The 25,171-nt window shown below is 64.6% G+C and carries 21 protein-coding genes; 12 read left to right on the top strand and 9 right to left on the bottom strand.

The genetic code is table 11. From position 1 onward, the window contains the following. Positions 1-6 precede the first annotated feature (6 nt). From KF857_00660 to KF857_00635, 6 genes are read left to right on the top strand one after another with little or no spacing between them, the layout of a single operon-like run. On the top strand, positions 7-579 hold the full coding sequence (locus tag KF857_00660; protein MBX3110492.1) for a hypothetical protein: 573 nt from the start codon (positions 7-9) through the stop codon (positions 577-579). 41 nt (positions 580-620) lie between these two features. Then, positions 621-3,413: a DUF4982 domain-containing protein gene (locus KF857_00655; GenBank protein ID MBX3110491.1), complete on the top strand. Its 2,793-nt coding sequence runs from the start codon at positions 621-623 to the stop codon at positions 3,411-3,413. 50 nt (positions 3,414-3,463) lie between these two features. After that, positions 3,464-4,717 carry an aspartate aminotransferase family protein gene (locus tag KF857_00650; GenBank protein ID MBX3110490.1) on the top strand — a complete coding sequence of 418 codons (1,254 nt, stop codon included), beginning with the start codon at positions 3,464-3,466 and terminating at the stop codon, positions 4,715-4,717. Positions 4,718-4,766: 49 nt separating this feature from the next. After that, positions 4,767-5,309: a nucleotide exchange factor GrpE gene (gene grpE / locus KF857_00645; protein ID MBX3110489.1), complete on the top strand. Its 543-nt coding sequence runs from the start codon at positions 4,767-4,769 to the stop codon at positions 5,307-5,309. After that, positions 5,306-6,661: a phosphoglucosamine mutase gene (glmM, locus tag KF857_00640; protein MBX3110488.1), complete on the top strand. Its 1,356-nt coding sequence runs from the start codon at positions 5,306-5,308 to the stop codon at positions 6,659-6,661. Before grpE ends, glmM begins: the two co-directional genes overlap by 4 nt. Next, positions 6,645-7,415, top strand: a complete 771-nt coding sequence (locus KF857_00635; GenBank protein MBX3110487.1) for a type III pantothenate kinase — start codon at positions 6,645-6,647, stop codon at positions 7,413-7,415. Before glmM ends, KF857_00635 begins: the two co-directional genes overlap by 17 nt. Here the strand turns inward: KF857_00635 and KF857_00630 are convergent. The 5 genes from KF857_00630 to KF857_00610 form a co-directional block, all read right to left on the bottom strand. After that, positions 7,375-8,244 carry a hypothetical protein gene (locus KF857_00630; GenBank protein ID MBX3110486.1) on the bottom strand — a complete coding sequence of 290 codons (870 nt, stop codon included), beginning with the start codon at positions 8,242-8,244 and terminating at the stop codon, positions 7,375-7,377. The two genes, KF857_00635 and KF857_00630, sit on opposite strands and share 41 nt — an antisense overlap. Before the next feature lie 35 nt (positions 8,245-8,279). Continuing rightward, positions 8,280-9,671: a hypothetical protein gene (locus KF857_00625; protein ID MBX3110485.1), complete on the bottom strand. Its 1,392-nt coding sequence runs from the start codon at positions 9,669-9,671 to the stop codon at positions 8,280-8,282. 5 nt (positions 9,672-9,676) lie between these two features. Continuing rightward, positions 9,677-10,822 (bottom strand): hypothetical protein, encoded by a 1,146-nt coding sequence (locus KF857_00620; GenBank protein ID MBX3110484.1) that lies wholly within the window; start codon positions 10,820-10,822, stop codon positions 9,677-9,679. A gap of 65 nt (positions 10,823-10,887) precedes the next feature. Beyond that, positions 10,888-11,880, bottom strand: coding sequence for a hypothetical protein (locus tag KF857_00615; GenBank protein ID MBX3110483.1), 993 nt, complete (start codon positions 11,878-11,880; stop codon positions 10,888-10,890). Between the two features lie 2 nt (positions 11,881-11,882). Next, the gene (locus KF857_00610) at positions 11,883-12,719 is read right to left on the bottom strand and encodes an HAD family phosphatase (protein MBX3110482.1); all 837 of its coding nucleotides are present in this window, start codon (positions 12,717-12,719) and stop codon (positions 11,883-11,885) included. Positions 12,720-12,798: 79 nt separating this feature from the next. Here KF857_00610 and KF857_00605 point away from each other — a divergent pair, with 79 nt between their 5' ends. The 4 genes from KF857_00605 to fliD all read left to right on the top strand — a co-directional run bounded on the left by KF857_00605 (position 12,799) and on the right by fliD (position 18,549). Then, positions 12,799-13,269: a purine-binding chemotaxis protein CheW gene (locus tag KF857_00605; protein MBX3110481.1), complete on the top strand. Its 471-nt coding sequence runs from the start codon at positions 12,799-12,801 to the stop codon at positions 13,267-13,269. Positions 13,270-13,301: 32 nt separating this feature from the next. After that, positions 13,302-15,338, top strand: coding sequence for a chemotaxis protein CheA (locus tag KF857_00600; protein MBX3110480.1), 2,037 nt, complete (start codon positions 13,302-13,304; stop codon positions 15,336-15,338). A 16-nt stretch (positions 15,339-15,354) separates the two neighbouring features. Then, positions 15,355-16,224, top strand: coding sequence for an HDOD domain-containing protein (locus KF857_00595; GenBank protein MBX3110479.1), 870 nt, complete (start codon positions 15,355-15,357; stop codon positions 16,222-16,224). Positions 16,225-16,305: 81 nt separating this feature from the next. Next, the gene (gene fliD / locus KF857_00590) at positions 16,306-18,549 is read left to right on the top strand and encodes a flagellar filament capping protein FliD (protein ID MBX3110478.1); all 2,244 of its coding nucleotides are present in this window, start codon (positions 16,306-16,308) and stop codon (positions 18,547-18,549) included. 2 nt (positions 18,550-18,551) lie between these two features. Here the strand turns inward: fliD and KF857_00585 are convergent, their stop codons facing one another. Then, entirely contained in the window at positions 18,552-19,742 is a 1,191-nt protein-coding gene (locus KF857_00585) for an ABC transporter permease (protein MBX3110477.1), read from the bottom strand. 71 nt (positions 19,743-19,813) lie between these two features. Between KF857_00585 and ftsY the strand changes: the two genes are divergently transcribed. Together ftsY and KF857_00575 are read left to right on the top strand one after the other, a co-directional pair. After that, positions 19,814-20,683 (top strand): signal recognition particle-docking protein FtsY, encoded by an 870-nt coding sequence (gene ftsY, locus KF857_00580; GenBank protein ID MBX3110476.1) that lies wholly within the window; start codon positions 19,814-19,816, stop codon positions 20,681-20,683. A gap of 53 nt (positions 20,684-20,736) precedes the next feature. After that, on the top strand, positions 20,737-22,242 hold the full coding sequence (locus tag KF857_00575; GenBank protein ID MBX3110475.1) for a hypothetical protein: 1,506 nt from the start codon (positions 20,737-20,739) through the stop codon (positions 22,240-22,242). Between the two features lie 2 nt (positions 22,243-22,244). Here KF857_00575 and KF857_00570 read toward each other — a convergent pair whose 3' ends face one another. The 3 genes from KF857_00570 to KF857_00560 are packed head-to-tail and all read right to left on the bottom strand — an operon-like array spanning position 22,245 to position 25,133. Continuing rightward, positions 22,245-22,997: an ATP-binding cassette domain-containing protein gene (locus tag KF857_00570; GenBank protein ID MBX3110474.1), complete on the bottom strand. Its 753-nt coding sequence runs from the start codon at positions 22,995-22,997 to the stop codon at positions 22,245-22,247. 4 nt (positions 22,998-23,001) lie between these two features. After that, complete coding sequence (locus KF857_00565; GenBank protein ID MBX3110473.1) at positions 23,002-23,769, bottom strand: TerC family protein; 768 nt, start codon at positions 23,767-23,769, stop codon at positions 23,002-23,004. Positions 23,770-23,789: 20 nt separating this feature from the next. Then, positions 23,790-25,133, bottom strand: coding sequence for an aminotransferase class III-fold pyridoxal phosphate-dependent enzyme (locus KF857_00560; GenBank protein MBX3110472.1), 1,344 nt, complete (start codon positions 25,131-25,133; stop codon positions 23,790-23,792). Between the last annotated feature and the right edge of the window lie 38 nt (positions 25,134-25,171).

Genomic DNA, 25,171 nt, shown 5'->3' with positions numbered 1-25,171 from the left:
GCAGACATGTCGAGCCAGCGCCGCTTCATCACCCAAGCCTTCGTCCTGTGCGCAGCCCTTGCCGCACTGACCGGTTTCGCCCCCTCGCGGGACGATTGGAAGCGTGTCCAGGTCGGGTCCACCCCTCTCACGATGGAGATCCCCGGGGACAAGTTCAAGGCTGGCGAGGTGGAAAAGAGCGAGGCGCAAGGCGACTGGGTCAAGACCTCGCAGGACTTCGACTTTGAGAACGACGACTACTTTGTCCGGGCGACCGTCTTTGAGGGGCGCCCCGGCACCAAGGCCGACGCCACCTTCCTTAAGACGGTGATGAAGAGTGTCCTCAAGGAGCTTGACGGTAGCCAGGCCGGGCCCAAGGAGATCGAGCGGAGCGACAGCGAACTGGGCGACCACCCCGCCGTCCGTGGGGTCTACAGCGTCCATCCCGAAAAGAAGGACGAGAACTACGTGGTGAGCTTGACTCTCGTCGGAGACGGGGAGAAGGTCTACTCTGTGTCGATCGTCAGCTACCCCGACCTCAAGGCCGGTACAGAGTCTGCGGCCCGGACCCATAAGTCGGTCGAGTTCAAGAAGAAGTGAACGTTCGGGGGCCGGTGCCCCGGCCCAGGTAACTTAGGGGCATGCTCAGCGCCTTGGTGTTGGCCGCTCTCGACAGTCCGCGGGTGGACATCGACTTCAACGGCGGTTGGTCCTTCTACCGGGCCCAGCACGACGAGACTTCGGTGCCCGACAAGGCGGAATGGCGACCCGTCCACCTTCCTCACGACTTCCAGATCGAGGACCGTCCGTCCGTGCGCACGACCCCAGACGTCGACGTGACGGCGGGGCGCTGGGCGTTCAGCTTGGGCGACGACCCGAAATGGGCCGATCCCGACTTCGACCACAACGCTTGGCAGATGGTCGACGGCCCGGCTAATTGGTCCAAGTCCCTGGGTGCCAACCACCCGGACTCTTTCGGTTGGTACCGCCGCCACATCAACCTGGCCAAAGGCAAAGACGTCGTGATCAGCGTCGGCAAAATCGACGACTGTGACGAAACATATTTGAACGGGGTCAAGATCGGCTCGATGGGGCAGTTGCCGCCCCACTACGCCACCGCGTGGGACGTCACGCGCCGGTACACCGTGCCCGCCAAGCTCATCAAGGGCGGTGGCGCCGACGTGCTGGCCGTCCGGGTCTACAACGGTCAAGGGGACGGCGGTCTCTATGCCCCCGGCGCACCACGCCACGTCGTCGGCCCCTTTGACACCGACGCGCCGGACGGCAAGGCCACCGGCTTCACCGTCGGGGGGTTCGGTTGGTACAAGAAGTCGTTCAAGGCTCCGGCTGACTGGCAGGGCAAGCGGGTGGAGCTCCGCTTTGACGGCGTCTACATGCGTTCCAAGGTCTGGCTGAACGGAAAGCAGGTCGCCGAGCACCCCTACGGCTACACGCCGTTCAACGTCGTTTTGGACGGGCTCAACATCGGCGCCGATAACAACCTGGTCGTCCAGGTCGACACGACGGCCCCGAACAGCCGGTGGTACACCGGCTCAGGGATCTATCGCCCTGTCCGGCTGGTGGTGACGCCCCTCCTCCACCTTAAGACCTGGGGGACAAGGTTCAACACGATCGACATCGGCCCGGACGACGCCGCCGTCCAGGTCGTCACGACCGTCGCCAACGACATGGGCACACCGTCCGAGGCAAAGCTCGCCCAGAAGCTCGTCGCCCCCAACGGCCTGACCGTCTGGTCGAACGAGGTCGGCGTCGTCGTCCCCGCCAAGGGGAGCGACACCCAAAAAACGACGTTCCGGATCAGCGCCCCGCAACTGTGGACGGTGGACAACCCCAACCTCTACACCCTGAGGAGTGAAGTCCGGTACGGCGACAAGGTCGTCGACGCCACCGAGACCAAGGTCGGCGTCAGGACGGTCACCGTCAACGCCAAGACCGGGCTCCTCCTTAACGGCAACCCGGTCAAGCTCCACGGCGGCTGCGTGCACCACGACAACGGCCCCCTGGGGGCGGTCAGCCTCCCACGGGCAGAGGAGCGGCGGATCCAGATCATGAAGGCGTGTGGATACAACGCCGTCCGCACGTCCCACAACCCACCGAGCCAGGCCTTGCTCGACGCCTGCGACAAGTTGGGCATGCTGGTGCTGGAAGAGGCGTTCGACAACTGGAACCGGAGCAAAGGAAGCAATTACGACCTTTATTTCAAGCAATGGTGGCAAAGGGACCTTGACGCGATGCTGGGTCGGGACGCCAACCACCCGTCGGTGATCATGTGGAGCGTCGGTAACGAGATCCCCGAGCAGGCGGAGCCTCTCGGGGCGGAGACCGCCGCCATGCTGGCCGGACACCTAAAGCAAGAGGACCCGTACCGACCCGTCACAATGGCCGCGTTCCCGGTGGGCTCGGGATGGCCGAGCCTCGAGGCCACCTACAAGACTCTTGACGTCCAGGGCCTGAACTATTCGGCCGACCAGTTCGACGCCATCCACGCGGCCCATCCCGACCGGGTCTTGATGACGACCGAGTCGCAGTCCATGCAGATGTTCGACGGGCTTATGCAAGTCCGTGACCACAGCTACGTCATCGGCGACTTCATTTGGACGGGATGGGACTACCTCGGGGAGATCGGCGTCGGCCGCGTGGTCCGTCCAGGCGAGTCGAACAGCTTCTTTGGCGAGTTCCCCTACATCGCCACCGGATCGGGCGAGATCGACCTGGTCGGACGTCGCAAACCACAGACGTATTACCGACAAGTGCTGTTCGGCAGCAAGTCCACGTTGGCCGCGTTCGTCGAGCCTGCGGACGAGAAGTACCAGATCAGCGGCTGGGGTTGGTATGACGACCACGAGAGCTGGACTTGGCCCGGCCGAGGGGGCAAGCCCATGCGCGTCCGGGTCTACTCGTCCTACCCGTCGGTGAAACTGCTCCTGAACGGTGTGGAAGTCGGCGCGGCCAAGACGGGCCGCCCAGAGAAGTACATGGCCGTCTTCGAACTGCCGTACCAACCCGGAAAGCTTGAGGCCGTCGGGCTGGACGCCGACGGGAAGGAAGCGAAGCGTTGGACCCTGGAGACAGCCGGGCGGCCGGTGCGCCTCGATGTCTCGGTCGACCGTGACAAACTCGCCGCTGACGGCCTTGACGCGGCTTGGGTGACCGTCTCGGTCGTGGACTCCCAAGGCCGGCGGGTGCCGTTCGCGGATGACGAGGTCACGTTCGACGTCTCGGGGGCGGGTTGGTTGGCCGGCGTGAGCAACGGAAGTCCGACCGACGCGCACAGCATGCAGGCCAAGACCCACGTTTGTTGGCAGGGCCGGGTGACCGGTGTCGTCCGCACGGGTCACAAGGCAGGCAAGGTCACCGTCAAAGTGCGGGCCAAGGGGCTGGGGACCGCCCAGACGACGCTGACCGTCGGCTGAGAGGGCGTGGGGCCCCAAGGGGAAGCCCGGGGGCCCTGCTAGACTCAACCATGGACGCCGACGCCTTGCAGGCCCACGTCGTGGGCCAGTACAGCGATCATATCAACCCCTATCTGGCCCGGATGATGAACTTCGCCGGGTTCACTGTCGAATCCAGCGCAGAAGGATGCGAACTGGTCGACCACGAAGGGCGGCGGTACCTGGATTTCCTTGGCGGATACGGCGTGTTCTCCCTGGGGCACCGTCACCCCAAGGTCGTGGAGGCGGTTAAGAAGCAACTTGACTTGATGCCGCTGAGCAGCAAGGTCTTCTTCAACCCTGTCCAGGCGGAGCTGGCCGAGGAACTGGCCAAACGTGCCCCCGGTGGCCTGGCGTTCACCTTTTTCAGCAACAGCGGGGCCGAGGCGGTCGAGGCGGCCCTCAAATTCGCCCGGGTGGCGACAGGACGGACCAAGACCGTCTCCACGGTCGGCTCCTACCATGGCAAGACGATGGGGGCCCTGGCTGTCACTGGCCGTGACAAGGCCCGGCTGCCGTTCGAGCCTCTGGTGCCGTCCACCACGTTTGTCCCGTACGGCGACGCCAGCGCCGCCGAGACGGCGGTCGACGGCGAGACCGCCGCGATGATCATCGAGCCCGTCCAGGGCGAGGGCGGCATCCATGTCCCGCCTCCCGGGTACCTCGCCCGCCTCCGGGAAATCTGCGACCGCCACGGGGCCCTGCTCATCGTCGACGAGGTCCAGACCGGCCTGGGGCGGACGGGCCGCCTCTTCGCCAGCGAACATGACGGCGTCGAAGGCGACATCATGACCTTGGCCAAGTGTCTGGGCGGGGGGGTCATGCCCATCGGCGCGACCATGTGCACCCAGGCCGTCCTAGAGAAGGTGTACGGGGCGAACCCGCTCCTCCACACGAGCACGTTTGGTGGCAACCCGCTGGCATGTTCGGCGGGCTTGGCCGCCCTCCGGGTCATCGACGAAGAAGGTCTGGTCGAACAGAGCCGGACCAACGGAAGCCACCTGAAGTCCCGCTTGCAGGAAGTCCAGGCCCGGCAAAGCCTGCTCAAGGAGGTCCGCGGGCTTGGCCTCATGGTCGGGGTCGAGTTCACGATGGACGAAGTCGGCGAGCTGGCGATCGCCCAGATGTCCAAGCGTGGACTCGTCGCCGCCTACACCCTGAACAACCCGCGGGTCATTCGGTTCGAGCCCCCGCTCAATGTGTCGGTGGAGCAGATCGACCGTGCCGTGAAGATTTTCGACGAGGCGGTCGCCGAGACGGCGGAGATCCTTGCCGCGCTGGCTTGACCTGGGTCGGACACATGCCGGGCGGTACCCTCGTAGTCTCCAAGAGCCCATGAGCGACGTTGAAAACATCGAGAAGCCGACGGTGCCCGCACCGGAGACCGACGAGCCAGTCGAGGAGCAGGCCGACCCGCGTGACGAGTTGGTCGCCGCCCTGACCGCCGAACGCGACAAGTTGCGCGAGCAATTGGTCTACACCATGGCGGAGGCCCAAAACGTCCAAAAGCGCCTGCGTCAGAACTTTGAGCAGGACAAGAAGTACGCCACGGAGGGCCTGGTGCGGGATTTGGTGCCCGTCTTGGACAACTTCGAACGGTCTTTGGCGGCCTTTGAAAAGGGCGCCAGCGCGGAGTCCCTCCTGGACGGTGTCCGGGCCGTGCACAAGCAACTGCTGAAGGCCCTTGAGTCGGGCGGTGTCCTGCGCGTGCCGTCGACCGGCGAAGCGTTCGACCCGTCGGTGCACGAGGCATTGGTCGTGACGGAGACCGACGAACACCCCGACGGCACCGTCCTCGACGAGCTTGAGTCGGGCTACCTCCTCCACGACCGCGTGGTGCGGCCGGCCCGTGTGCGCGTCAGCCAAAAGCCGTCATGAGCCGTCTCTTCGGCACCGACGGGGCCCGGGGCTTGGCCAACGCGACGCTGACCCCCGAGCTTGCCTTTGGCATCGGCCAGGCGGCGGGTCGCCGTATGGTCGGACTGGGCCTGCCCCCGCGGGTAGCGATCGGCCGCGACACACGGCGGAGCGGCCCCATGCTCGGTGCCGCCCTTGCCGCCGGGTTCTGCAGCGCCGGCGTCGAGGCCGTGCCGATGGGTGTCGTGCCGACGGGCGGGGTCTCCTGGATCGTCCGTTCGCGGGGGTTCGGGCTGGGAGCCGTGGTGTCGGCGAGCCACAACCCCGCCCCTGACAACGGCATCAAACTGATCCAGGCCGACGGCCGCAAGGTCGAAGCCGAGTTTGAGCGGTGGATCGAGGACAACCTCGGCAGTCCCTTCGGCGACCGGCCGACCGGCGACGGGGTCGGACGGTTGGTCCAGTCTCGCGACGGTGTCGCCGATTACGAGGATTGGCTGGTGTCCCTGGTGCCGGAGCGACTCGACGGCATGTCTGTCGTGGTGGACGGTTCGAACGGGGCCGCCTTTGAGTCAGGCCCAGAGGTGTTCCGACGCCTGGGGGCGAAGGTCCAGACGGTCGGCACCGACCCCGACGGCGACAACATCAACACCGGATGCGGAGCGACCCGGCCCCATGTCTTGCAGGAGGCGACCCGCAACGCCGGAGCTGACCTGGGCGTCGCCTTTGACGGTGACGCAGACCGGGCTGTCTTCGCCGACTCGACCGGCAAGCTGGTCAACGGCGACTGGATGATGGGCTTGTGGTGCGCCCACTGGCACCCGACCGAAGTGGTCGGCACGGTGATGAGTAACGGTGGCTTTGAGCACTGGTTGGCCGGACGGGGGGTCCAGCTCGTGCGTGTCGACGTGGGCGACAAGTATGTCAGCGCCAAACTCCGCGAGATCGGCGGCAAGATCGGCGGCGAACAGAGCGGCCACATCGTCTTTCCCGACCATGGCCCCACCGGCGACGGCCTGGTGACCGCCCTAGAACTGGCAAGGGTCTTGAAGCGGGAAGGGAAGACGCTGGCGGAGGCCGCCACGGACTGCCTGAACTGGCCCCAGGTGCTCGTCAACGTCCAAGTCGACCGCAAGGACGGCTGGGAGGACGCGTCGGCGGGGCCGACCCGGGAGGCCGAGGCGATTTTGTCGGGGAGGGGCCGCATCAACGTGCGGGCCAGCGGCACCCAACCGATCCTGAGGGTGATGGTCGAGGCCGACGACCAGGCGCTTCGCGACCGCGCCGCCGAACTGGTCGTCCAAGCTCTGCTCACCGCCCAAGGCGGTAAGGTCTACAGCCGGGTGGACTTGACTCATGCTTTGGGCGATTGACATCGGCAACACGCAGACGGTCGTGGGGCTGCACGACGGCTCCACCTGGCGGGCCACGTGGCGGCTCGCCACCGACGACCGCCTGACGGAAGACCAGGTCGCCGTGCAGCTTGAAGCCTTGGCTCGTCTTGGCGGCCTGGAGTTCGCGGGGTCACAGGCAGTCGTGGCCAGCGTCGTCCCCTCGACCGACATGGCATGGACTTACTTCGTACGGAAGTACTTGGGGATCCAGCCGGTGTTCTTGCGCACTGGCGACCAGGTCGGCCTTCCCGTCACCTATGACCCTCCCCACGCGGTCGGGGCCGACCGGATCGCCAACGCCTTGGGGGCCCTCGACCGATGGCCTCCGCCGGTCGTCGTCGTCGATTTTGGCACCGCGACCACGTTCGACTGCGTCGACGCCTCCGGCGCGTATGCGGGCGGCGTCATCATGCCGGGTCTGACTGTCTCGATGGAGTCGCTGGCCTCTCGGACGGCGAAGCTCCCGTCGGTGAGTTTGGAGGCCCCCGCCCGTGCGGTAGGGAAGCGGACGGTGGAAAGCATCCAGTCGGGCCTGATGTTCGGCTATGCCGAGGCGGTCGACGGCCTGTGCCGCCGCGTGCGGAAGGAACTGCCCGGTTGCAAGGTCGTCAGCACGGGCGGGCTTGGCGAAAAGTTTGTGGACCTCTGTGGCGAGATCGACGAACACGTGCCCGAACTGACGCTGGAAGGGCTCAGGATCGCGGGCCGGCGGATGAGTCCAGGTACCGCTTGAGCTTCGCGATCTCGTAGCCGAACCGCTCCACCTCGCGGACCGTCCGCTGGCCGAAGGAGGTGCATCCCATGCTGAAGAGAATGCTGCTCACCCCGGCCCTCCGGCAATACTTAGTGACCTTTCCGGCGATCACCCAGTCGGCGGCGTCCCGGACGCCTGGTTCGGGGACGGTTTCGACGGCCATGAGGCGGAGCCACCGGTCGACGGGCTGGATATGGATCTTTTCGGCCGGCTCCAGGTCGTCCTCTCGCCCGAGGATGTAGACCATGTCGCGGACAAACGTCGAGGTGGTCTTCGGCCCAAGGCCCCGGATGTCGACGATCCGGTTGAACACCTCCTCGACACGCCCCGTCGCACGGGCCGATTGGTCGATCCACCCCACGATGGACGCTCCGTCGTGGGCCTCCGCGACCTCTTGGGCCAGTTCGTAAAGGCCTTGGACGACGCCCCGGTCCTGGATCTCGACCGGGCGGCCCCCTTGGGCGGTGAGGGCGGATTCAAATGCCGACCACACGTTTGAGCCGGGTCCATCCAAACCGGCGACCTTGTCGACGGCGGACAGGGCGGCCTCGGCAAGGTCGTCGCGGCTCTTGCCCCGGCGGGAAAAGCCGTATTGACCGTAGAGGACCCGTAAGGCGCCCACGGGGTCTCGAAGGGCAGCAACGACTCCGGCTTTGTCTCCCCGTTGAAGCCCAAGGGGACGCGCCAGGTGAGGGACCAGGTACTCCTCGACGTAGCGAAGTCCGTACGCCGTGGCCACATGCTCGATGAGCCGCTGGACTTCTTGATCCAGCGGCTCGACTTGCGGCCTTACAGTTGTGCGCTCCATCGGTGGCGGCCCGCCACGCGCCGACCTATGACGATCTAGAACGGTGCGTCTGACGACAGGTTGGAAAGAACCGGCAACGTCGGTGTCTGCTCGCTACCTCCGCCGACCCCGGTGTTACCGCCCCGGCGCATATTGTAGAACACCTGCCAAGCGAACTCAAAGAGCGGCACGGTGTTCGTATGGAACCGGGTCAGGACGCTGGTGAAGGCGTTGGTGAAGGCACCGTGGGTCTCCTTGCCGTTGGTGACGGCGGTGACCGTCGTGCCCGGCAGGGTGGCCTGCATCTGCGAGATTTGGCCGACCCGCGGGATCTCGGTGCCAAAGACGTTGCCGTCACGGTTCTCCCGGTTCACCTGGAAGAAGGCGAAGATCCTCGCCCCGCGTTGCATGAACGTCCGGAAGAGGTCCATCTTGGCGACCATCTGCGAGGTGTCGGTGACCGAATTGGCCCCGACACCGGCAAGGTAGTCCTTCCCGTCGAGATTGGCGGCCACGCCGGTGAAGTAGATCGTCACCGTGCCGTACTCGGGGACTCGGGCGGCCAGCTCTTGCGCCGCCGTCATGATTTGGCTGGCGGACGCGTTGGTCAGCAAGGACACGTTGCCAGGCATGTAGCCGGCGTGGTCGACCAGGGCGTTGCGGACCATCTCGGCGTCGCCGGGGGCATAGTCCATCTTGAGTTCGTCGACGCGAGACTCGCCGTTACCGATGACCAAGGCGAACTTGTCGGCCTTGGCAGGGATCTTCTCGGTGGGGTCGGCCACGACGTCGGCCACGGAGGTGAAATCTCCGGCCTTGACCCGATAGAAGGTCGAATTACCCTTGATGCCGGAGACGGCGGGCTTGTTGACCTTGGTCGCCGTCGGCTTTGAAGTCTGCTGTGGTTCGGTGGACTTGGCGCCGCCCATGTCGGTGGGGGCGACGAAGCTGTTATCGACCCGCCAATGCGCCTTGCCGGCCAGGGCCCCAGCCTTTGCCGCGGCGTCAGCCGCACCCTCGACGCCCATGGCACCAAGTTTGGTGTAGGCGGTCACGAGAACGTGGACAATCTCTTGGCTTGCCTGGCCCTTGGCGACGAGAGCCTCGCCTTCTTGGGTGGCGACGGTCAAGAGCCGGGTCGCCTCGGCCCCGTCCGTGGCCGCCATACCCTGCCGGAAGATGGCATAGGCCGCCCCGAAGTTGGGTGAGTAGAGGGCACCGTCGCGCCACGTCGTGCGCTCCAATAGCGAGCCGCCCAGGTTGGTCGGCTTGTTGGAGTCCTCAGCCCGGCTTGCCGTGGCTTCCTTGAACGCGTCACGCGCCTCGGCCCATTGGCCCGAGTTCGCGGCCTTCACCGCCTTGTCGTAGGCGTCGCTCCATGCTTGGGCCTGGGCGAAGGCGGCCGTAAGGGCCAGCGCCACGGTCAGTATCGCTTGGGTCGTCTTCATGCGCGTCACTTGGATTTGCCCGGCTTGTAGGTCACGCCGAGGGCGAGGTCGTAGGGGCCGCTGCCGGTGCCGGTCACCTTGGCCACGCTGAGGTCTACGGAGAACGGTGAACTGTCTGGCCGGTAACCGATGCCCAGGGTGAAAGCGTTGCGGTCAGAGAAGCCGGTGCCACCGTTGGGGATGTAGGCGTACCCGATCCGCAAGGGGATGCGGGCGTTGAACTTGAAGAGGTTGTATTCGACGCCCCCACCGAAGCCCCAGTTGTTCCTCCGCTCGATGATGCCGCTGGTGTCACCGCCAAAGTAGTAGTCGGTGCCCAAGGCCCAAGCGAAGAAGTCTTGTCGGCCCGGGAGGTCGTGGCGGCCCGCCGCGCCAAAGGACAGTTTTCCGGGCAGCCGCCCCAGGTAGTCCTTGGTGTCGGAGTTGCCGGTCAGGGAGATCGGGGTGCGGACGCTGGCGCCCCACGTGTAGTTCTCGTCCGCCTGCGGCCGGGATTGGATGCCAAAGACCGCGCCGACGCCGTAGCTGTTTCCGCTGGCGGAACTGTCCACGGTGCCGACGTTGTTGTTCCCGCTGTCGAACAAGCTGTAGCGCTGCGACCCGTTCACGTACTGGTTGGCGAGGACGAGGCCGTAACCGATGTTGTAGCGGCCACTGGGACGTCCGTAGCTGAACGTGAACATGTCCGTCGTCGCCTCGGTCACCTCGACCAGGTTCCGGACGGTCAGCGACCCGTTGGTCAGGTTGTCGCCGGTCGTCCGGTTCTTGATGTAGCCGGTCCGCGTGAAGGAGACGCCGAACGTGCCGTCCTTGTAGGGGGTGACGTATCCCAGATGGGTGATGGCGTTCTTGCCTAGGCCTGGGTCGGTCGTGTTGGTCCGGTTGACAAAGCTCCCCGTGACGTTCACCGTGCTGTCCGGCAAATTGCGGACGTCGAACCGGAACATGGGCTCCCGGACATAGGCCAGGGTCGCGGGGTTGTTCAGGGCCGATCGGGTGTCGCTGTCGGTGACAGCAGAACCGCCGCCCAAGGCCATGGCGCGGCCACCGGCGTCAAACGCGTTCAAGAGATCGGGGACTTGGGCGTGTGCGGCGACCCCACAGACAGTGGCCACCAGCGTCCAGCCTAGCCGTTGCTTCCTTGCGCTCACTCAGTTGTTCTCCTATTTGTTTCCAGACGTGCGGTCAGGTCAAGTTGATGCTGGCCCATTCGCGGCTATCGAAATGTTCGGGTGGAAACCCGCGATCCTCTGTTCACCAGGACTGTTTGCGTCGTCGCAACGTTTCCAGCCTTGTCGACCGCCGTGAAGCGGAGCTTGAATTGGGCAGGCAAGTTGCGGGTCGCGCGGAGACGTCCTGTCCACACCACGCTGTTGCCGTTGACGGTCACCGAACTGCGGGCGACCCTGCCGATGACCACGTCGGCCATGGTGGTGATCTCGACCGTGATGGCGTACTTGTCCAGAGACCCGCTGAACTGGTCGGTGGCGGTCAGGACGACGGGGATGTTGGACCCCGAGCGGTAGGTGTCGCCGTCACGCGGCGAATTGACGGCGAGGGACGGAGGCAGGCGGTCGATCGTCAGGTTGATCGACTTGGAGTCCTGGTTGTTCGCCTTGTCGGTGGCCTTGATCGAGATGCTCTGGGGGCCGTCCTTGGTGAAGCCGGTGGTGTCCCAGTTCACCAGCAGGTCGTTGGTGACGCCGGTGTTGTTCGGGATGTCGCTGCCGCCGACCTGGACCCGCCACTCTTTCATGTTTTCCTCGCGGAACGAGGCGGTGATTGGGACAATGCCCTTTACAAAGCTGTTGTTGAGGGGGTTGAAGTCAAGAAACTTCGGCTTGTCGATGTCGATGGTCAGAGTAAGGTCCGCCGGCGAGTTGTACGTGTTGCCGGGTTCCGTCGCCCGCACCTTCAGCGTGTAGGGCCCCTGAGGGACGCTCTGGTTGAAGTTGAGCGTCAGCGAACCCGAAATCTCACCGCTGACCGGAGGGGTGAAGTCATCCTGGACGGTGATGTTGATCGCCGGGTCGGTGACCGAAGTCGCCGTCGCCTTGACCGTCACCTTCGCCGAAGAGCCGGTGATGTTGAACTTGACTTGGTTGTTTTGACCAAGGAAGTCACCGTTGGACGGCGAGGTCACGGTGATGGTGCCCGCGAATGCCGCGCCAGCCATGGCGATTGCAGTGAGAACTGTCCAGAACCTCATGTTCATACCTCGACCGGGTGAGTATACCCACCCTCAACCTCACTCCGTCGGAGGGCCAGTTCGAGAAACTCGGCGACACCGCCCATGTCGTTGGTCGCGACGACGACGTCGGCGGCCTGCCGCATAGCGTCGCTACCGTTGGCGACGGCCCCGCCGAACCCGGCCCACTGGACCATTTCCAGGTCGTTGTCCCAGTCACCGACGGCGGCCACCTCGCTCCGGTCGATCCCCAGCGAGTCGGCCACCGATTTGAGTCCACCGCCCTTGGTGACCCCCACCGGCAGAAACTCGATGTAGTCGGGCTCGCTGACGACCACCGTCACCCCCGACTGGGCCATGAGGGGAAGGAGGCGGGCACGGTGGGCCTGGATGTCGTCAGGGTCGCTGATGTAGAGCAACTTGGTCGGCACATAGGAGGCGAGCCCCGCCATGCCGACGACTTCAAGCTCCGACCGGACACGTGACCGGTACAACTCGAACCAGGCGCCGCTCTCGCTGGCTAGGACACGCCCTTTGACGTAGGCGTTGACGTGCAGGCCGTGCTCCTCGGCGTAGGCAAGCAGGGTGTCCCGGGTCGCTTGGTCCAAGGTGTGGTCGCGGACCACGCCCCCGTCTTGGTCGATGACATACGCCCCGTTGCAACTGACGATCGGCCCGGGTATGCCCAGCTGCTCGGCGTAGGGGAGCATCGTGTTCAGAGCGCGCCCGCTGGCCAGGCACACGACGATCCCCGCTTCGTGGGCGGTGCGCAGGGCATACGCCGAGGCATGGTGGACCTCGCGGCGGCTCGTCAGGAGCGTCCCGTCGAGGTCGGTGGCGATCAGCCGGACCCGGGCCATTGCGCATGGGATACCCGGTCGGCCGACCCTCCGTCGGGAACAGTAAAGTTGCGGGCCCGGCCAGCCAACAATCCATCACATGGAATTGGCACCAAAAGACGGGGCGGTCGGCGAGTCTGCCAACTCTCCCGACGAGCTTCAGACTGTCGTTTTCCGACTCGCTGACGAAGCGTATGGGATCGACATTTTCCGCGTCAATGAAATCATCCGGCTGAGAGAGATCACATCGATCCCCAAGACCGACTCCCATGTGCGCGGCCTGGTCAACTTGCGGGGCAAGACGATCCCCGTCCTCGATTTGCGCGCCCGCTTCAACCTAGCCCAGGCCGACGAGACGGAGAACACCCGCATCATCGTCGTGGAGAGCGAGGGCGGGAACGTCGGCATTGTCGTCGACGCGGTGACGGAGGTCATGACCCTCCAGCCCGATCAGATCGAGGACACCCCGGCCCTCGTCAGCGACGTGGACAACGACTTTGTCCGCGGCGTGGCCCGACGAAACGAAAACCTGATCACCCTTCTTGACCTCGACCGGGCCTTGGCAGCCTGACCCCGACGCGGCATGGCCGCAAGCACAACACGATGAGCGCCGAACTTGACATGTCCCAATACGTCGATTTGTTCCTCCAGGAGGCGGAGGAGCAACTCGAGGTGCTGGAGCAAGAAACCTTGATCTTGGAACGTGAGCCGACTCCCGAGCGGCTCCAGGTGATCTTCCGCGCGGCCCACACGCTCAAAGGCAGCAGCCGCGCCATGGGCTTCTCACGCTTTGCCGAGTTGACCCATGAGACCGAGAACATCCTGGACCAGCTGCGGAACGGCACGTTGACGATCCGGACTGACATCGCCGACCGGCTCCTGGAGTGCATCGACACCCTAGGCAAGATGGCGGAGCAGATCAGGGAGGGTAACGGCGACGCCGTCGAGTGCGGCAACCTGGTCGAGCAGCTCCATGCCATCGGCAACGGTGGTGAGGCCGCCCCGGCGTTGAAACTCATCGTCGCGCCCAAGGCGGCGAAGTCGATGATTCCGGCCGACCTGGTCCCCGTCCTTCAAGAGGCACTGGCCGAAGGGCCGATCCTCCACGCTCGGTTCCGGCTCCACCCCGACTGCGTGATGAAGTACGTCCGGGCCTTCATGGCCCTGTCTGTCGCGCAGGAGCACGGTGAAGTCTTGGTCACCGCGCCCGACTTGGAAGCCCTGGAGGAAGAACGGTTCGAACTCGACTTCGAGTTTGCGATTCAGTCCAAGGATTCTGCCGAAGACATCCTCGCCAAGTTCAAGGAAATCGGCGAGGTCGAGAGTGTCACCGTCGATGTTTGGGCTCCTCCGACCGAGGAGGACGAGCCCGACGCCGAGCCTCAGGCACAAACCGCCAACACCGCGGCGGCACCGCCGTCCGGCGAGGCTCCGGCAAGCTCTGGGGCGACGCGCAAGGGCGAGACGGGGCAGACCGTCCGTGTCGACGTGGCCAGGCTCGACAACCTGATGAACTTGGTCGGCGAGTTGGTCATCGACCGCACCCGCATCTCGCAGATCGGCATCGAGATCAGCCAACGGTATCAGGACCGGGAGGTCGACGCGCTCCAGGAGACCGTCGGCCACATCGCCCGGATCACCGCAGACCTTCAAGACCAGATCATGAAGGCACGGATGATGCCCATCGAGACCGTCTTCAACCGGTTCCCCCGCGTCGTCCGCGACCTGGCCCAGAAGCTTGGCAAGGACGTGAAGCTCGACCTGGTGGGAGGCGAGACCGAACTTGACCGCAGTGTCATCGAAGTCATCGGCGACCCCCTGCTCCACATCCTGCGCAACAGCGTCGACCATGGCGTCGAGGCGCCGGCCGAGCGGAGCAAGGTCGGCAAGCCGGCCCAGGGCAGGGTCATCGTCAGCGCCCGGCACCAGGAGAACCACATCGTCATCGAGATCATCGACGACGGCAAGGGGATCGACCTGGAGCGGGTCAGGACGAAGGCGGTCAACCAGGGCCTGATCACGAGCGACCAGGCCGCGAAGATGTCCGACAAGGAGGCCCTGCAACTGATCTTCCACAGCGGGTTGAGCACCGCCGCCGAAGTCAGCGAGGTCTCCGGCCGCGGGGTGGGGATGGACATCGTCCGCTCCAACATCCAAAAGCTGGGCGGCGTCATCGACTTGGACTCGACCCCGGGCGAAGGCTCACGATTCAGCTTGCGCCTCCCCCTGACTCTGGCGATCATCCGGGGCCTGCTCGTCGACGTGAACGGCCATGTGTTTGTGTTGCCCCTGGGCAGCGTGATCGAGACCTTGTTCCTCGACCCGTCGCAGGTGCAGAGGATCAACCGGCGCGAGGTGATCGTGATCAGGGGTCAGACGACGCCACTCTTACGACTTCGGAACGTTTTCGAGGTGTGCAACGGCGGCGATCAGGCCGATAGTTACGTTGTCGTCGTCGGTCTGGCCGAACAGAGGGTGGGCTTGGTCGTCGACAGGTTGATCGGGGAGCAAGAGGTCGTCATCAAGTCCCTCAGCCGCTTCTGCGGCGAGACCGTGGGCGTGAGCGGGGCGACCATCTTGGGCGACGGCAACGTGGCCCTGATCGTGGACGTGAACGGGGTGATCCCGTCAGACAGGTGAGAAGCAGACAACAACCATGGCACTGAGATCAGAAAACTTCCTACTACGACGCTACATCGAAAAGGCGATGGTCGACCTGCCCGCCCTTCCCGGGGTCGTTTTGCAAGTCGTCCAGGCGACGGAGAACGAAAACGTGTCGACGGCAGAGATCGAGAAGCACCTCTCGTTGGACACGGCGATCACGACGAAGTTGCTGAAGGTCGTCAACTCGGCCTATTTCGGTCTGCCTCGCCAAATCGTCAACGTCAACCAGACGATCGCGATCTTGGGTCTCCATCAGGTGCGCAACCTGGTCCTCTCCATCGGCGTCCTCAACATTCTCACTTCGTCCAGCCCGAGGGTCATTGAGACGCAGAAGGCGTATTGGCAGAACTCCTTTGCCGCCGCGTCCGCCGCCGAGACACTCGCCCGGAAGCGCAACATGGAGCGGAAGGACGTGGAGACGGTCTTCGTCTCTGGTCTGCTCCGGGATGTCGGCAGGCTGTTCCTGTTCACGCTCTTCACCTTGCCGTACCAGGAAGTCCTGACCGCGTCGCTCAAGAACGAAGAGCCGATCTCGGAGACGGAGACCCGTATCCTCGGGTTCACCCACGCTGAACTGGGGGCGACCCTGGCGGAGAAGTGGAACTTCCCGAGCGTGCTCGTCGACGCCATCCGGGACCACGACCACCTGCCGGAAAACAACGTCTCGCCGACCACCGCCTGTGTCCATATCGCGGACTACCTGGCCAGCGAACTCAGCGACCCGACCTTTGTCGGCGTGAAGGGGCAGATCGACCCGCGCGCCATGAAGGTGCTCAACTACACCGAAGGGGACCTTGACTCGCTGCGCGAGCAGGTCGCCGAACAGGTGGCCCGGGCCAAGGACCTGGTGGGTCTCCTCTAAGATTACGGGGCCTGTCCGGCCTATGCCGGGCGGGCCCCCTCGATTTTCTCCGCGAAATGCGGAACACCTACAAGAGGGAACATGAGCTTAGGGTCGACTTCGGGCATCCACTTCTCAGGGTTGGCGTCGGGTATCGACGTCGACAGCATCATTTCGAAGCTCATCCAGATCGAACAGTTGCCGATCCAGCGGATCCAGCAACAACAACAGGTGCTTCAGGCCAAGCAACTGGTCTATTCCCAGCTCAAGTCCCAAGTCCAGTCCATCACGACGGCCTTGGCCGGATTGAGCACCGCGGGGAACTTCAACCCTTCGGCGGCGACGAGCAGCGACACGTCGGCATTGACCGTGACCCCGTCGGGAACGGCCGCCACCGGGCAGTACACCGTCAAGATCAACCAACTGGCCCAGAACCACAAGGTCGCATCCGCCGCACAGTCGAGCGCGACCGACGCCCTGAACATGTCGGGCACGTTCGTCGTGAACGGCAAGTCGGTCCAGGTCAACACCTCTGACTCCCTGACCTCCGTCGCCGCCAAAGTGAACGCCTTGGGCAACGGTGTGGTCGCCAGTGTGCTGGACGGTGGGTCGGGCGCGGCCTACATCACCTTCAGTTCTTCGGTGTCGGGCGCCAAGGGAGGGGTCCAACTCGCCGACGCGACAGGGACGTTCCTGGGCTCCATCGGTGTGCTCTCGGGCGCTGCCACCTTGCGCGAGTCGCCGGCCCCGAGCACCGGCCTGAGTTATGGCTTCTCCGACTCGACTTCGACGATCGGGACACTGACCGGTCTGACGAACTCGGGCATTTTCACCATCAACGGCATCGACATCGGCGTCGACTTCAGCACAGACTCTTTGCAGACGGTCTCGGACAAGATCAACGCGGCCGGGGCGGGGGTCACGGCTTCGGTCGTGAGCGTCACGCAGAACGGCAAGACGGTCTCCAAACTTCAGATGGCCGGTGCGCCGGTGCCCGGTTCGATCTCGGACGGCAGCGGCCTCTTGACCGACATCGGGTTGCTCCAGCAGGGGTTTGGCAACCAGCTCGTCGCCGCCCAGGACGCCAGCGTGACTGTCGACGGCCTGACCGTGAGCGCCAGTTCGAACCAGGTGACGAACGTCGTCCCGGGCCTCACCCTGAACCTGCTCAAGGACGACGCCACCGTCACCGTCGGAGTCTCCCAGGACACTCAAAAGATCACTGACGCCTTCTCCAGCTTCAAGGACGCCTACAACAACTTCGTTGACTTTGTGGCGCAGTACTCGAAGTTCGACTCGAAGACGTATGACTCGGGCCCCCTGTTCGGCGACGACACCGTGCAGCAGATCCAGTCCTCGGTGAACCAGATCCTGTTCTCGACGTCCGGCACGGGCACGTACAAGTCGCTGACCCAACTCGGCTTCACCCTCGACGACAAGGGCAAGCTCAACCTGGACACGAGCAAGCTCAACAACGCGCTGACGACGGACGTGAACTCGGTGAAGAGCCTGATGGTGAACTCGGGTTCCAGCACGAACGCCAACATCACCTATGTCAGCGCGACCGACAAGACGCTGGCCTCGACGAGTCTTGGATATTCGGTCAACATCACCCAGGCGGCGACGAAGACCCAGTTCACCGGCGCGGCGGCGCAGACCCTGGCCAATGTCGGCAACGAGCACCTGACTTTCAGTGGGTCGCTGTTCTCGTCCGGTGACGTCACCCTGTACGTCGACTCGGGGAGCTCGGCCGCGGACCTCGTCAACAAGATCAACAGCGACTCCCGCCTTAAGGACAACGTTGTGGCATCGCTTGACGGCGACGGCAAACTGCAGGTGGTCAGCAAGCGCTACGGCTCGACGGCCCGGTTCACGATGGTGAGCAACCTCGCCGCGGCCGCCGACAACTCGGGCGTGGGGACGGGCGACGGTGTCACCGTCGACGGGCTTGACGTGGCGGGGACGATCAACGGCGAGACGGCGACCGGCAACGGCCAGTTCCTCATCGGCGACAGCGCCAACGCGAACACGTCGAACCTTCAGATCCAATACACGGGCACGGCGACGGGGTCGGTGGGTTCGATAGTCTTCTCAAAGGGCCTCACGAGCCAGTTGAACCGGTCCTTGAGTTCGTTCACCGACTCCACGACCGGCATCTTCAAGAGCATCGACGACTCACTGCAGTCCCAGATCGACGACATGACGGACTCGATCAACCGGAAGAACGACCTCCTGACCCTGCAGGAGGACACCCTCCGCGCCAAGTTCACCGCGATGGAGACGGCGTTGGCCAACTTGCAGGCCCAGAGCTCACAGTTAGCCCAGATGCTGGGTTCGTCGAGTTAGGGTCAGACCCGGGCGAGGACTTGTTCCCGCTGGAACAGGCGGACGCTGAGGGCGATCGCCAGCGCGGCGAGGACGCCGCTCGTCAAGACCGCCGTCCCGACGATCGCCCAGTCGACGTTGCCGGCCAGGCCGCCCTTGAGGGCGATGGCGTTGTTCAGCACCGGGGTCCAGCGCACCCACGCCGCCTTGTCCATCCCCGCGATCCCGACCACCTGGCTGAGGACGGCGGGCGCGATGACGGCGAGGTTCATCAGGCCGAGAAGCGTCCCCGCCTCGCGCATTGTCTTGGCGTGGGTGCTGACGGCCAGCATCAGGCCGGCGAACATGGCCGCCAACGGCACAATGACCGCGACGAGGACGAAGACGGCGACGGGCGAGAGGGACACGCCGGTCGGAAAGATGGCCTTTGTCGCGGGCAGGCCCAGCGCCCCGACGGCGACGACGGCGACAAGGGCGACGACAGACCCGGCCAAGCAGGTCAGGAAGAGGGCGAGGAACTTGCCCGCCGCCACCTGGTTACGGTCTACGGGGCTGACGAGGAGGGTTTCCAACGTGCCGCGCTCCTTTTCGCCGGCGACCATGTCGGCGGCACCGGCCATCCCGCTGGTGAAGCAGAAGAGGACGACCAGGTAGGGGAGCAAGCTGGCCAAGGGAGAGGCCCCAAGACCCGTCTGGGGGTTCGCGTCGATGCTCTCGATGTTCACCGGCTTGGCCAGCGACTTGTCTTTGCCGGAGGCGACGACCAGCGACTCGACGAGGTGGGCGTTTTCATTTTCGGCCGCCCGGGTCAGGAGGCCGAAGGCGATGTTGCCAAGGGGGGCGTTCTTGTCATAGTGGGCTTTGAGAAGACCCTTGCCGACCGCGACCCTCTGGGCGTAGTCCGCCGGTACCTCGACCACCATGCGGACGTCACCCTTCTTGATCTTCTCAATGGACGCCTCGAGGTCGGTAGAAGCGACGACCTTCGCCTTCTTTTCGCCCTCCATCATGCGCTTGACCACCGGGTTGGCCATGTCGCCCACGACGTGGACGGTGAGGTCCGGCTCCTTGCCCAGCTTCTCTTCGAGGGTGCCGAAGAGGTAACCGAACATCAGCATCATGAAGACGGGGAGGACGAAGACGTTCATGATGACGCGGCGGTCGCGCCGGAGTTCGATCCACTCCTTGTTGAGAACCTGTAGAGCCTGACGCATGACGCTTCTGTCCGCCGTGACTACGGGACCGGAAGCCGTGAAGTTACCCGGCGGGGGATACTTTGGGCCGCATGTTCAAGCGGCTGATGGAGCGGGTCGACCGGCTGATGGGCCGGGGTGTCATTGACGACGACCTCTACGAGGAGCTTGAAGAAGCGCTTCTCCAGGCGGACACGAGCGTCACGACGACCACCGAGATCCTCGACGAGCTCCGCCGGGCCGTCCGCGAGGAAAAGATCACCGAGCCGGAGGCGATGAAGGCCAGGCTCCAAGCGGCGATCGCCAGTCGGTTCAGCCAGCCCGGGGAGACGATGCTCTTCCGCAATTTTCCTCCGACGGTCTACCTGTTTGTCGGCGTGAACGGGGTGGGCAAGACGACGACCATCGGCAAACTCGCCACCCGGCTCGTGGGGCAAGGCCGCAAGGTCCTTCTCGCCGCGGGCGACACGTTCCGCGCCGCGGCGGTCGAACAGCTGGAACTTTGGGCCAAGCGGTCGGGGGCCGACTTCGTCGGTGCCCAGCAAGGGTCTGACCCGGCGTCGGTCGTCTTTGACGCGGTCACCGCAGCCAAGTCGCGGGGCATGGACTATGTCTTGGCCGACACGGCGGGACGCCAGCACACCAAAGCGAGCCTGATGGCGGAGTTAAGCAAGATCGCGCGGTCCGTGGAGAAGGCGGTCGGCCGCCCTGCCGATGAGACCTTGTTGGTCCTCGACGCGAACACGGGTCAGAACGCCTTGCGCCAGGCGGAGGAGTTCACCGCGGCAGCCAAGCTGACCGGCCTCGTCCTGACCAAACTCGACGGCACCGCCCGGGGAGGCGCCTTGCTGGGCATCTACGACCGGTTCAAGGTGCCGATCAAGCTGGTCGGCCTGGGCGAGAAGCCAGAGGACCTCGTCGACTTCGACCCTCGGTCGTTCGCGGCGCAAATGTTCGACTGAATCGGTGTCGTTGACCCTGACAAGCCAGGCCTGGTTCGGATAATCTGGAGGCCGTGGATCGGATCGCAATATTTTGGCCCGGAGACTATCGCCCCCTCGCCAACGAACTCGCCCTTGAGAACGTGGAGCAGGCGACGCGACAGATGGAGCTCGCCCTCAAGGCCCTCGGCAAAGAGACTTACCGTATCGAGGGCTTTCTGACCAAGCCGATCGAGAGCATCCGTAAGCTGGGCCCCGTCCGCGACCCGATGGTCGGCATCTTTGCCCACTGGGTGTACGGCCAACACACGTCCGCCGGCGCGATCGTGAACGACAACCCCCTCTTGCTCGCGAGCAACTTCAGCGGCCGCTGGCCCGGCCTCGTCGGCCTTCTCAACACGGCGGGATGCCTTGAGTCCCACGGACGGCACGCTTCACGCCTTTGGACCGAGGCGGAGGATTGGACGAAGGACGAGCACTTCATGGAGGGCCTGGAGGGTTGGTGTCGCGACGGTTTTGTCTCGTACTCGACCGAACACATCCACGTCCCTGAGCAGACCCTCAGCATCGCCGCGAACAACGTCTACTCGGAGATGAAGGCGAGCCGACCACTGGCCGTCATGCTGGGCGACACCTCGATGGGCATGATCAACGGTTACTTCGGTCCTCAGCGGGTCGCCCGGGTCGGCATGACGGAACAGAAGGTCGACCAGGCTTGGATCGTCGACTACGGCAAGAACATCGACGACAAGCGTATCGACGACGCGGTCAAGTTTGTGAACGACAAGGGCGTGACGTTCCACTATCACGGTGACTTTGGCCCCGAGGCCACCCGCGAGCAGTTGCGGGACTACTTCGCGGTGAAGGACATCTGCGAAGAGTTCGGCGCGTCGTGCGTGGGTTGGCAGTACCAACTGGGCATGTTCCGCCAGCGCCCGCCGTCAGACTTTGCCGAAGGCCTCTTTAACTCGAAGTGCCGGCCCGAGAGCGACGGCTCGACCTTTGTGTGCTCGACCGAGGCCGACCAGGGGAACCTCCTCCCGATGGAGATGATGAAGCGTCTTCTGAAGGCCAAGGGGCTCCACGAGGCGGTCATGTTCCACGACGTCCGCTGGGCGGGGACTTACGAGGGCCGGACGTTCTGGGTCCTCCTCAACTCTGGGTCGTGCGGGGCCTACGCTTTCAACCACGACCCGGACACCCTGCAGGGAGTCCACTCCTACCGGCAGCCGGTCCAGTACTTCCCGATTCCCGGCGGCAGCTTCAGCGGCGAGAGCCTCCCCGGCCAGATCACATGGGCCCGGGCGTGGATGAGCCAGGACGAGCTGTGTATGGACGTCGGCCGGGGCGAGTCGCTCAAACTGCCCACGGCCTTGCGCGACGAGATGTGGAACGGCACAACGCGGGAGTGGCCGTTCATGGCCGCCGACCTGGGCATCAGCAAGCAGTCGCTGATGATGACCTACATGAGCAACCACGTCGCGGTGGCATACGGCGACATCTTCGAGGAGATGGTCTCGCTCAGCCAGTCGCTCGGGTACCGCGTCCGGGTCTTGGCCGACAAACCGGCCAGCATCTGACTCTAAGCGGTGGTGACGGGCTCGTTGTAGCCGACGAGGCGGAGGAACGCCTTTTCGAGGCTCGGCGAGCCCGTCGTCGCGACGATCTCGGCCGGCGTGCCCGCGCCCTTCAGGGTGCCTTCGTGGATGACGGAGACGTCGTCGGCGAGCCTCTCGACCTCGCTCATGATGTGGGTGCTGAAGACCACGGTCTTGCCTTGGTCGCGGCACCCCTCGATGAACTGGAGGACGGTCTGCGCGGTGAGGACGTCGAGGCCCGCCGTCGGCTCGTCGAAAAAGACGACCGGGGGGTCGTGGAGGATGGCCCGCGCGATGCTCACCCGTTGCTTTTGGCCGGTCGACAACTGGTCGCACAAGCGGTCGGCAAACGGCATGATGTCGAGCCGCTCGGCAATGTCATGGGTGCGGCGCTTGATCGTCGCGTCGTCTAGCCCATAGAGCGTCCCGAAGTAGGCGAGCATTTCCAGAGGCTTCAACCGGCCGTACACCGCGGTCGAGGTGGAGAGGAAGCCGATGGACTGTCGGACCTTTTCGGGGTCCTTGACCACGTCGAACCCGTTCACGGTGGCGCTGCCCGACGTGGGCTTGAGGACGGTGCTGAGCATCCGCAAGACGGTCGTCTTGCCCGCCCCGTTGACGCCGAGCAGGGCATGGACCTTGCCGGGGACGGCGGTGAAGTCGAACGCGTCCACCGCCCGCACCGGCTTGCCCTTGGGGTTAGGGAAGACCTTGGTCAGTTTGTCGGTCTGGATCATGGGATCACGACTCTCGTTGGGCTTGCTCGATGTCTTCGGCCGGGAATGGGTCGTGCAGCCGGGTCGGGTTCGTCTTCTTCCGGACCCGGATGTTGACGATCTCGACGCCGACGGCGAACGCCATCGCGAAGTAGGTGTAGCCCTTGTCAAAGTGCTTACCGAAGCCGTCCGCGACAAGATTCACCCCGACAAGGAGAAGGAACGAAAGGGCCAGGATCTTGATCGTGGGGTGCTTTTCCACAAAGTCGCTGATCTTTCCGGCGGCGACGAGCATGACACCCACCGCGGCGACCACCGCCGCGACCATGACGGGGATCTGGTTGGACATGCCGACGGCGGTGATGACCGAGTCAAGCGAGAACACGATGTCGATCGCGATGATCTGGGCGATGGTCGCGGTGAACCCCCTCGCCTTAACGTCCTTGGGCTGCTCCTCGGCGCCTTCGAGCTTCTCATGGATCTCCATGACCGCCTTCCAGATCAGGAAGAGGCCGCCGAGGATCAGCACGATGTCCTTGCCGGTGAAGTCGTGGTCCATCGCATGGAACAGCGGCTTCGTCAGCTTCATCAGCCAACTGATGGACAGGAGGAGGAGGATACGGGTGATGAGCGCGAGGCTCAGGCCGATGGTGCGGGCCCGCGGGCGGTCGGCCTCGGGCAACTTGCCCGTGAGGATCGCGATGAAAATGATGTTGTCAATGCCGAGGACGATCTCAAGCACCGACAACGTCAGGAAACTGATGTACGTCTGTGGGTCGGACAGGAGGTTCATAAGGGCTGGGGCAAGCCGGCTCAGGCTACCGCATGGAGGCTCTGGTCGAGGATGTCCACCAACAGATCGATGTCTTCGACGGTGACGTCGAGGTTCGGCCGCAACCGCACCGCGTCGGTGCCCGCCCCGAGGAGGAGCGTGCCGTGCTCGGCCCGGGCGTGGCTGAGCAGCGCGGCCTTTCGCTGGGCCGAGTCCAGGGAAAACCCTTGGTACAGGCCGAGGCCGCGGACGTTGAGCATGACGCCGTAATGGCGCTTTTGCAGGTCGCGGAGCGCACTGTGCAGATACTCGCCCTTGCGGGCGGCCTCGGCGACAAGGCCGTCGCGCCGCACGATCTCCAATTCGCGGACGACGCGGACCATGTCGGCCAGCGTCCCTCCCCATGTCGAGTCGAGGACACCGACTTCGTCCAGCGGCTCGTGCATGTAGACCAGGCCCACCCCAAACTTCTTGCCCGTCGCCACCGCCAAGGGGGCGTAGGGAAGGTCAAAGTGGTCGATCGCGAACATCTCACCGGTGCAACCGAGCCCGGTCTGGACCTCGTCGAAGGCGAGGGCGACCCCGTGCTTGTGGCAGATCTCGCTAAGGCCACGGAAGAACGAGGGCAGGGCCACCCGCTGGCCCCCCGCACCCTGGATCGGCTCGACGATTAGCCCGACCAACTCGTCGGCCATCTGGCCGAGGACGACGTCGGCCATCTCCAGCACGTTCTGGGCCGTCTTGAGGTTCTCCGCCTCGGTGCGGTCGCTGTCGTACTCCGGGAACGGCAGCTTGATGTTCCCGCCCGAGGTCAGCCCGTGGAAGTCCTTGGTCGCGACGGGGTCGACGGTCTGGGTGACTCCGAGGGCGTAGACCGTCCGGCCATGGAACGCCCGGTCGAAATAGACGAACCGACGGTTGGTGGGCGACTTGCCCTCCGACATCTTACGGCTGTTGAAGCGGCTGACGAGGTACTTCATCATGTTCTCGACCGCTTCGGCCCCGCTGTTCACCGCGTAGACCTCAAGGTTGGGGTTGCGCATCGCCCGGGGGGCCAGTTCGTGGACGGCCCGGTAGAAGGCGAGACACTCGGGGGTGAGAAAGTCCGGGTTGGCGACTTTGTTGTTGGCGGCGCGCACGAGCCGCTCGACGTACTCAGGCTCGTAGAGTCCGGGATGGTTATGACCGAGCAGTTTGCTGCCGTAGTAGCCCATCCAGTCGAACAGGCGGTCGCCGTCGACGGTGGCCAGCCACATGCCTTGGCTCCTTTGAAGGTCGACCACGAAGGGCTGCGGCTCGCAGACGACGTAGCGGCCGAGCTCGTCCAGCATCGCCTGAGAGACGGGGCCGGTCTGGAACTTCTGCGTCGCGTGTTGCGCGGTCATCCTCCGAGTGTGAGGGACGCCAGCCCGGTACCGCAGGG

The sequence above is a fragment of the Fimbriimonadaceae bacterium genome, from assembly GCA_019638795.1.
Classification (GTDB): domain Bacteria; phylum Armatimonadota; class Fimbriimonadia; order Fimbriimonadales; family Fimbriimonadaceae; genus JAHBTB01.
Note: the sequence above shows the minus strand (reverse complement) of the source record. Positions and strands in the feature narration are given on the sequence as shown.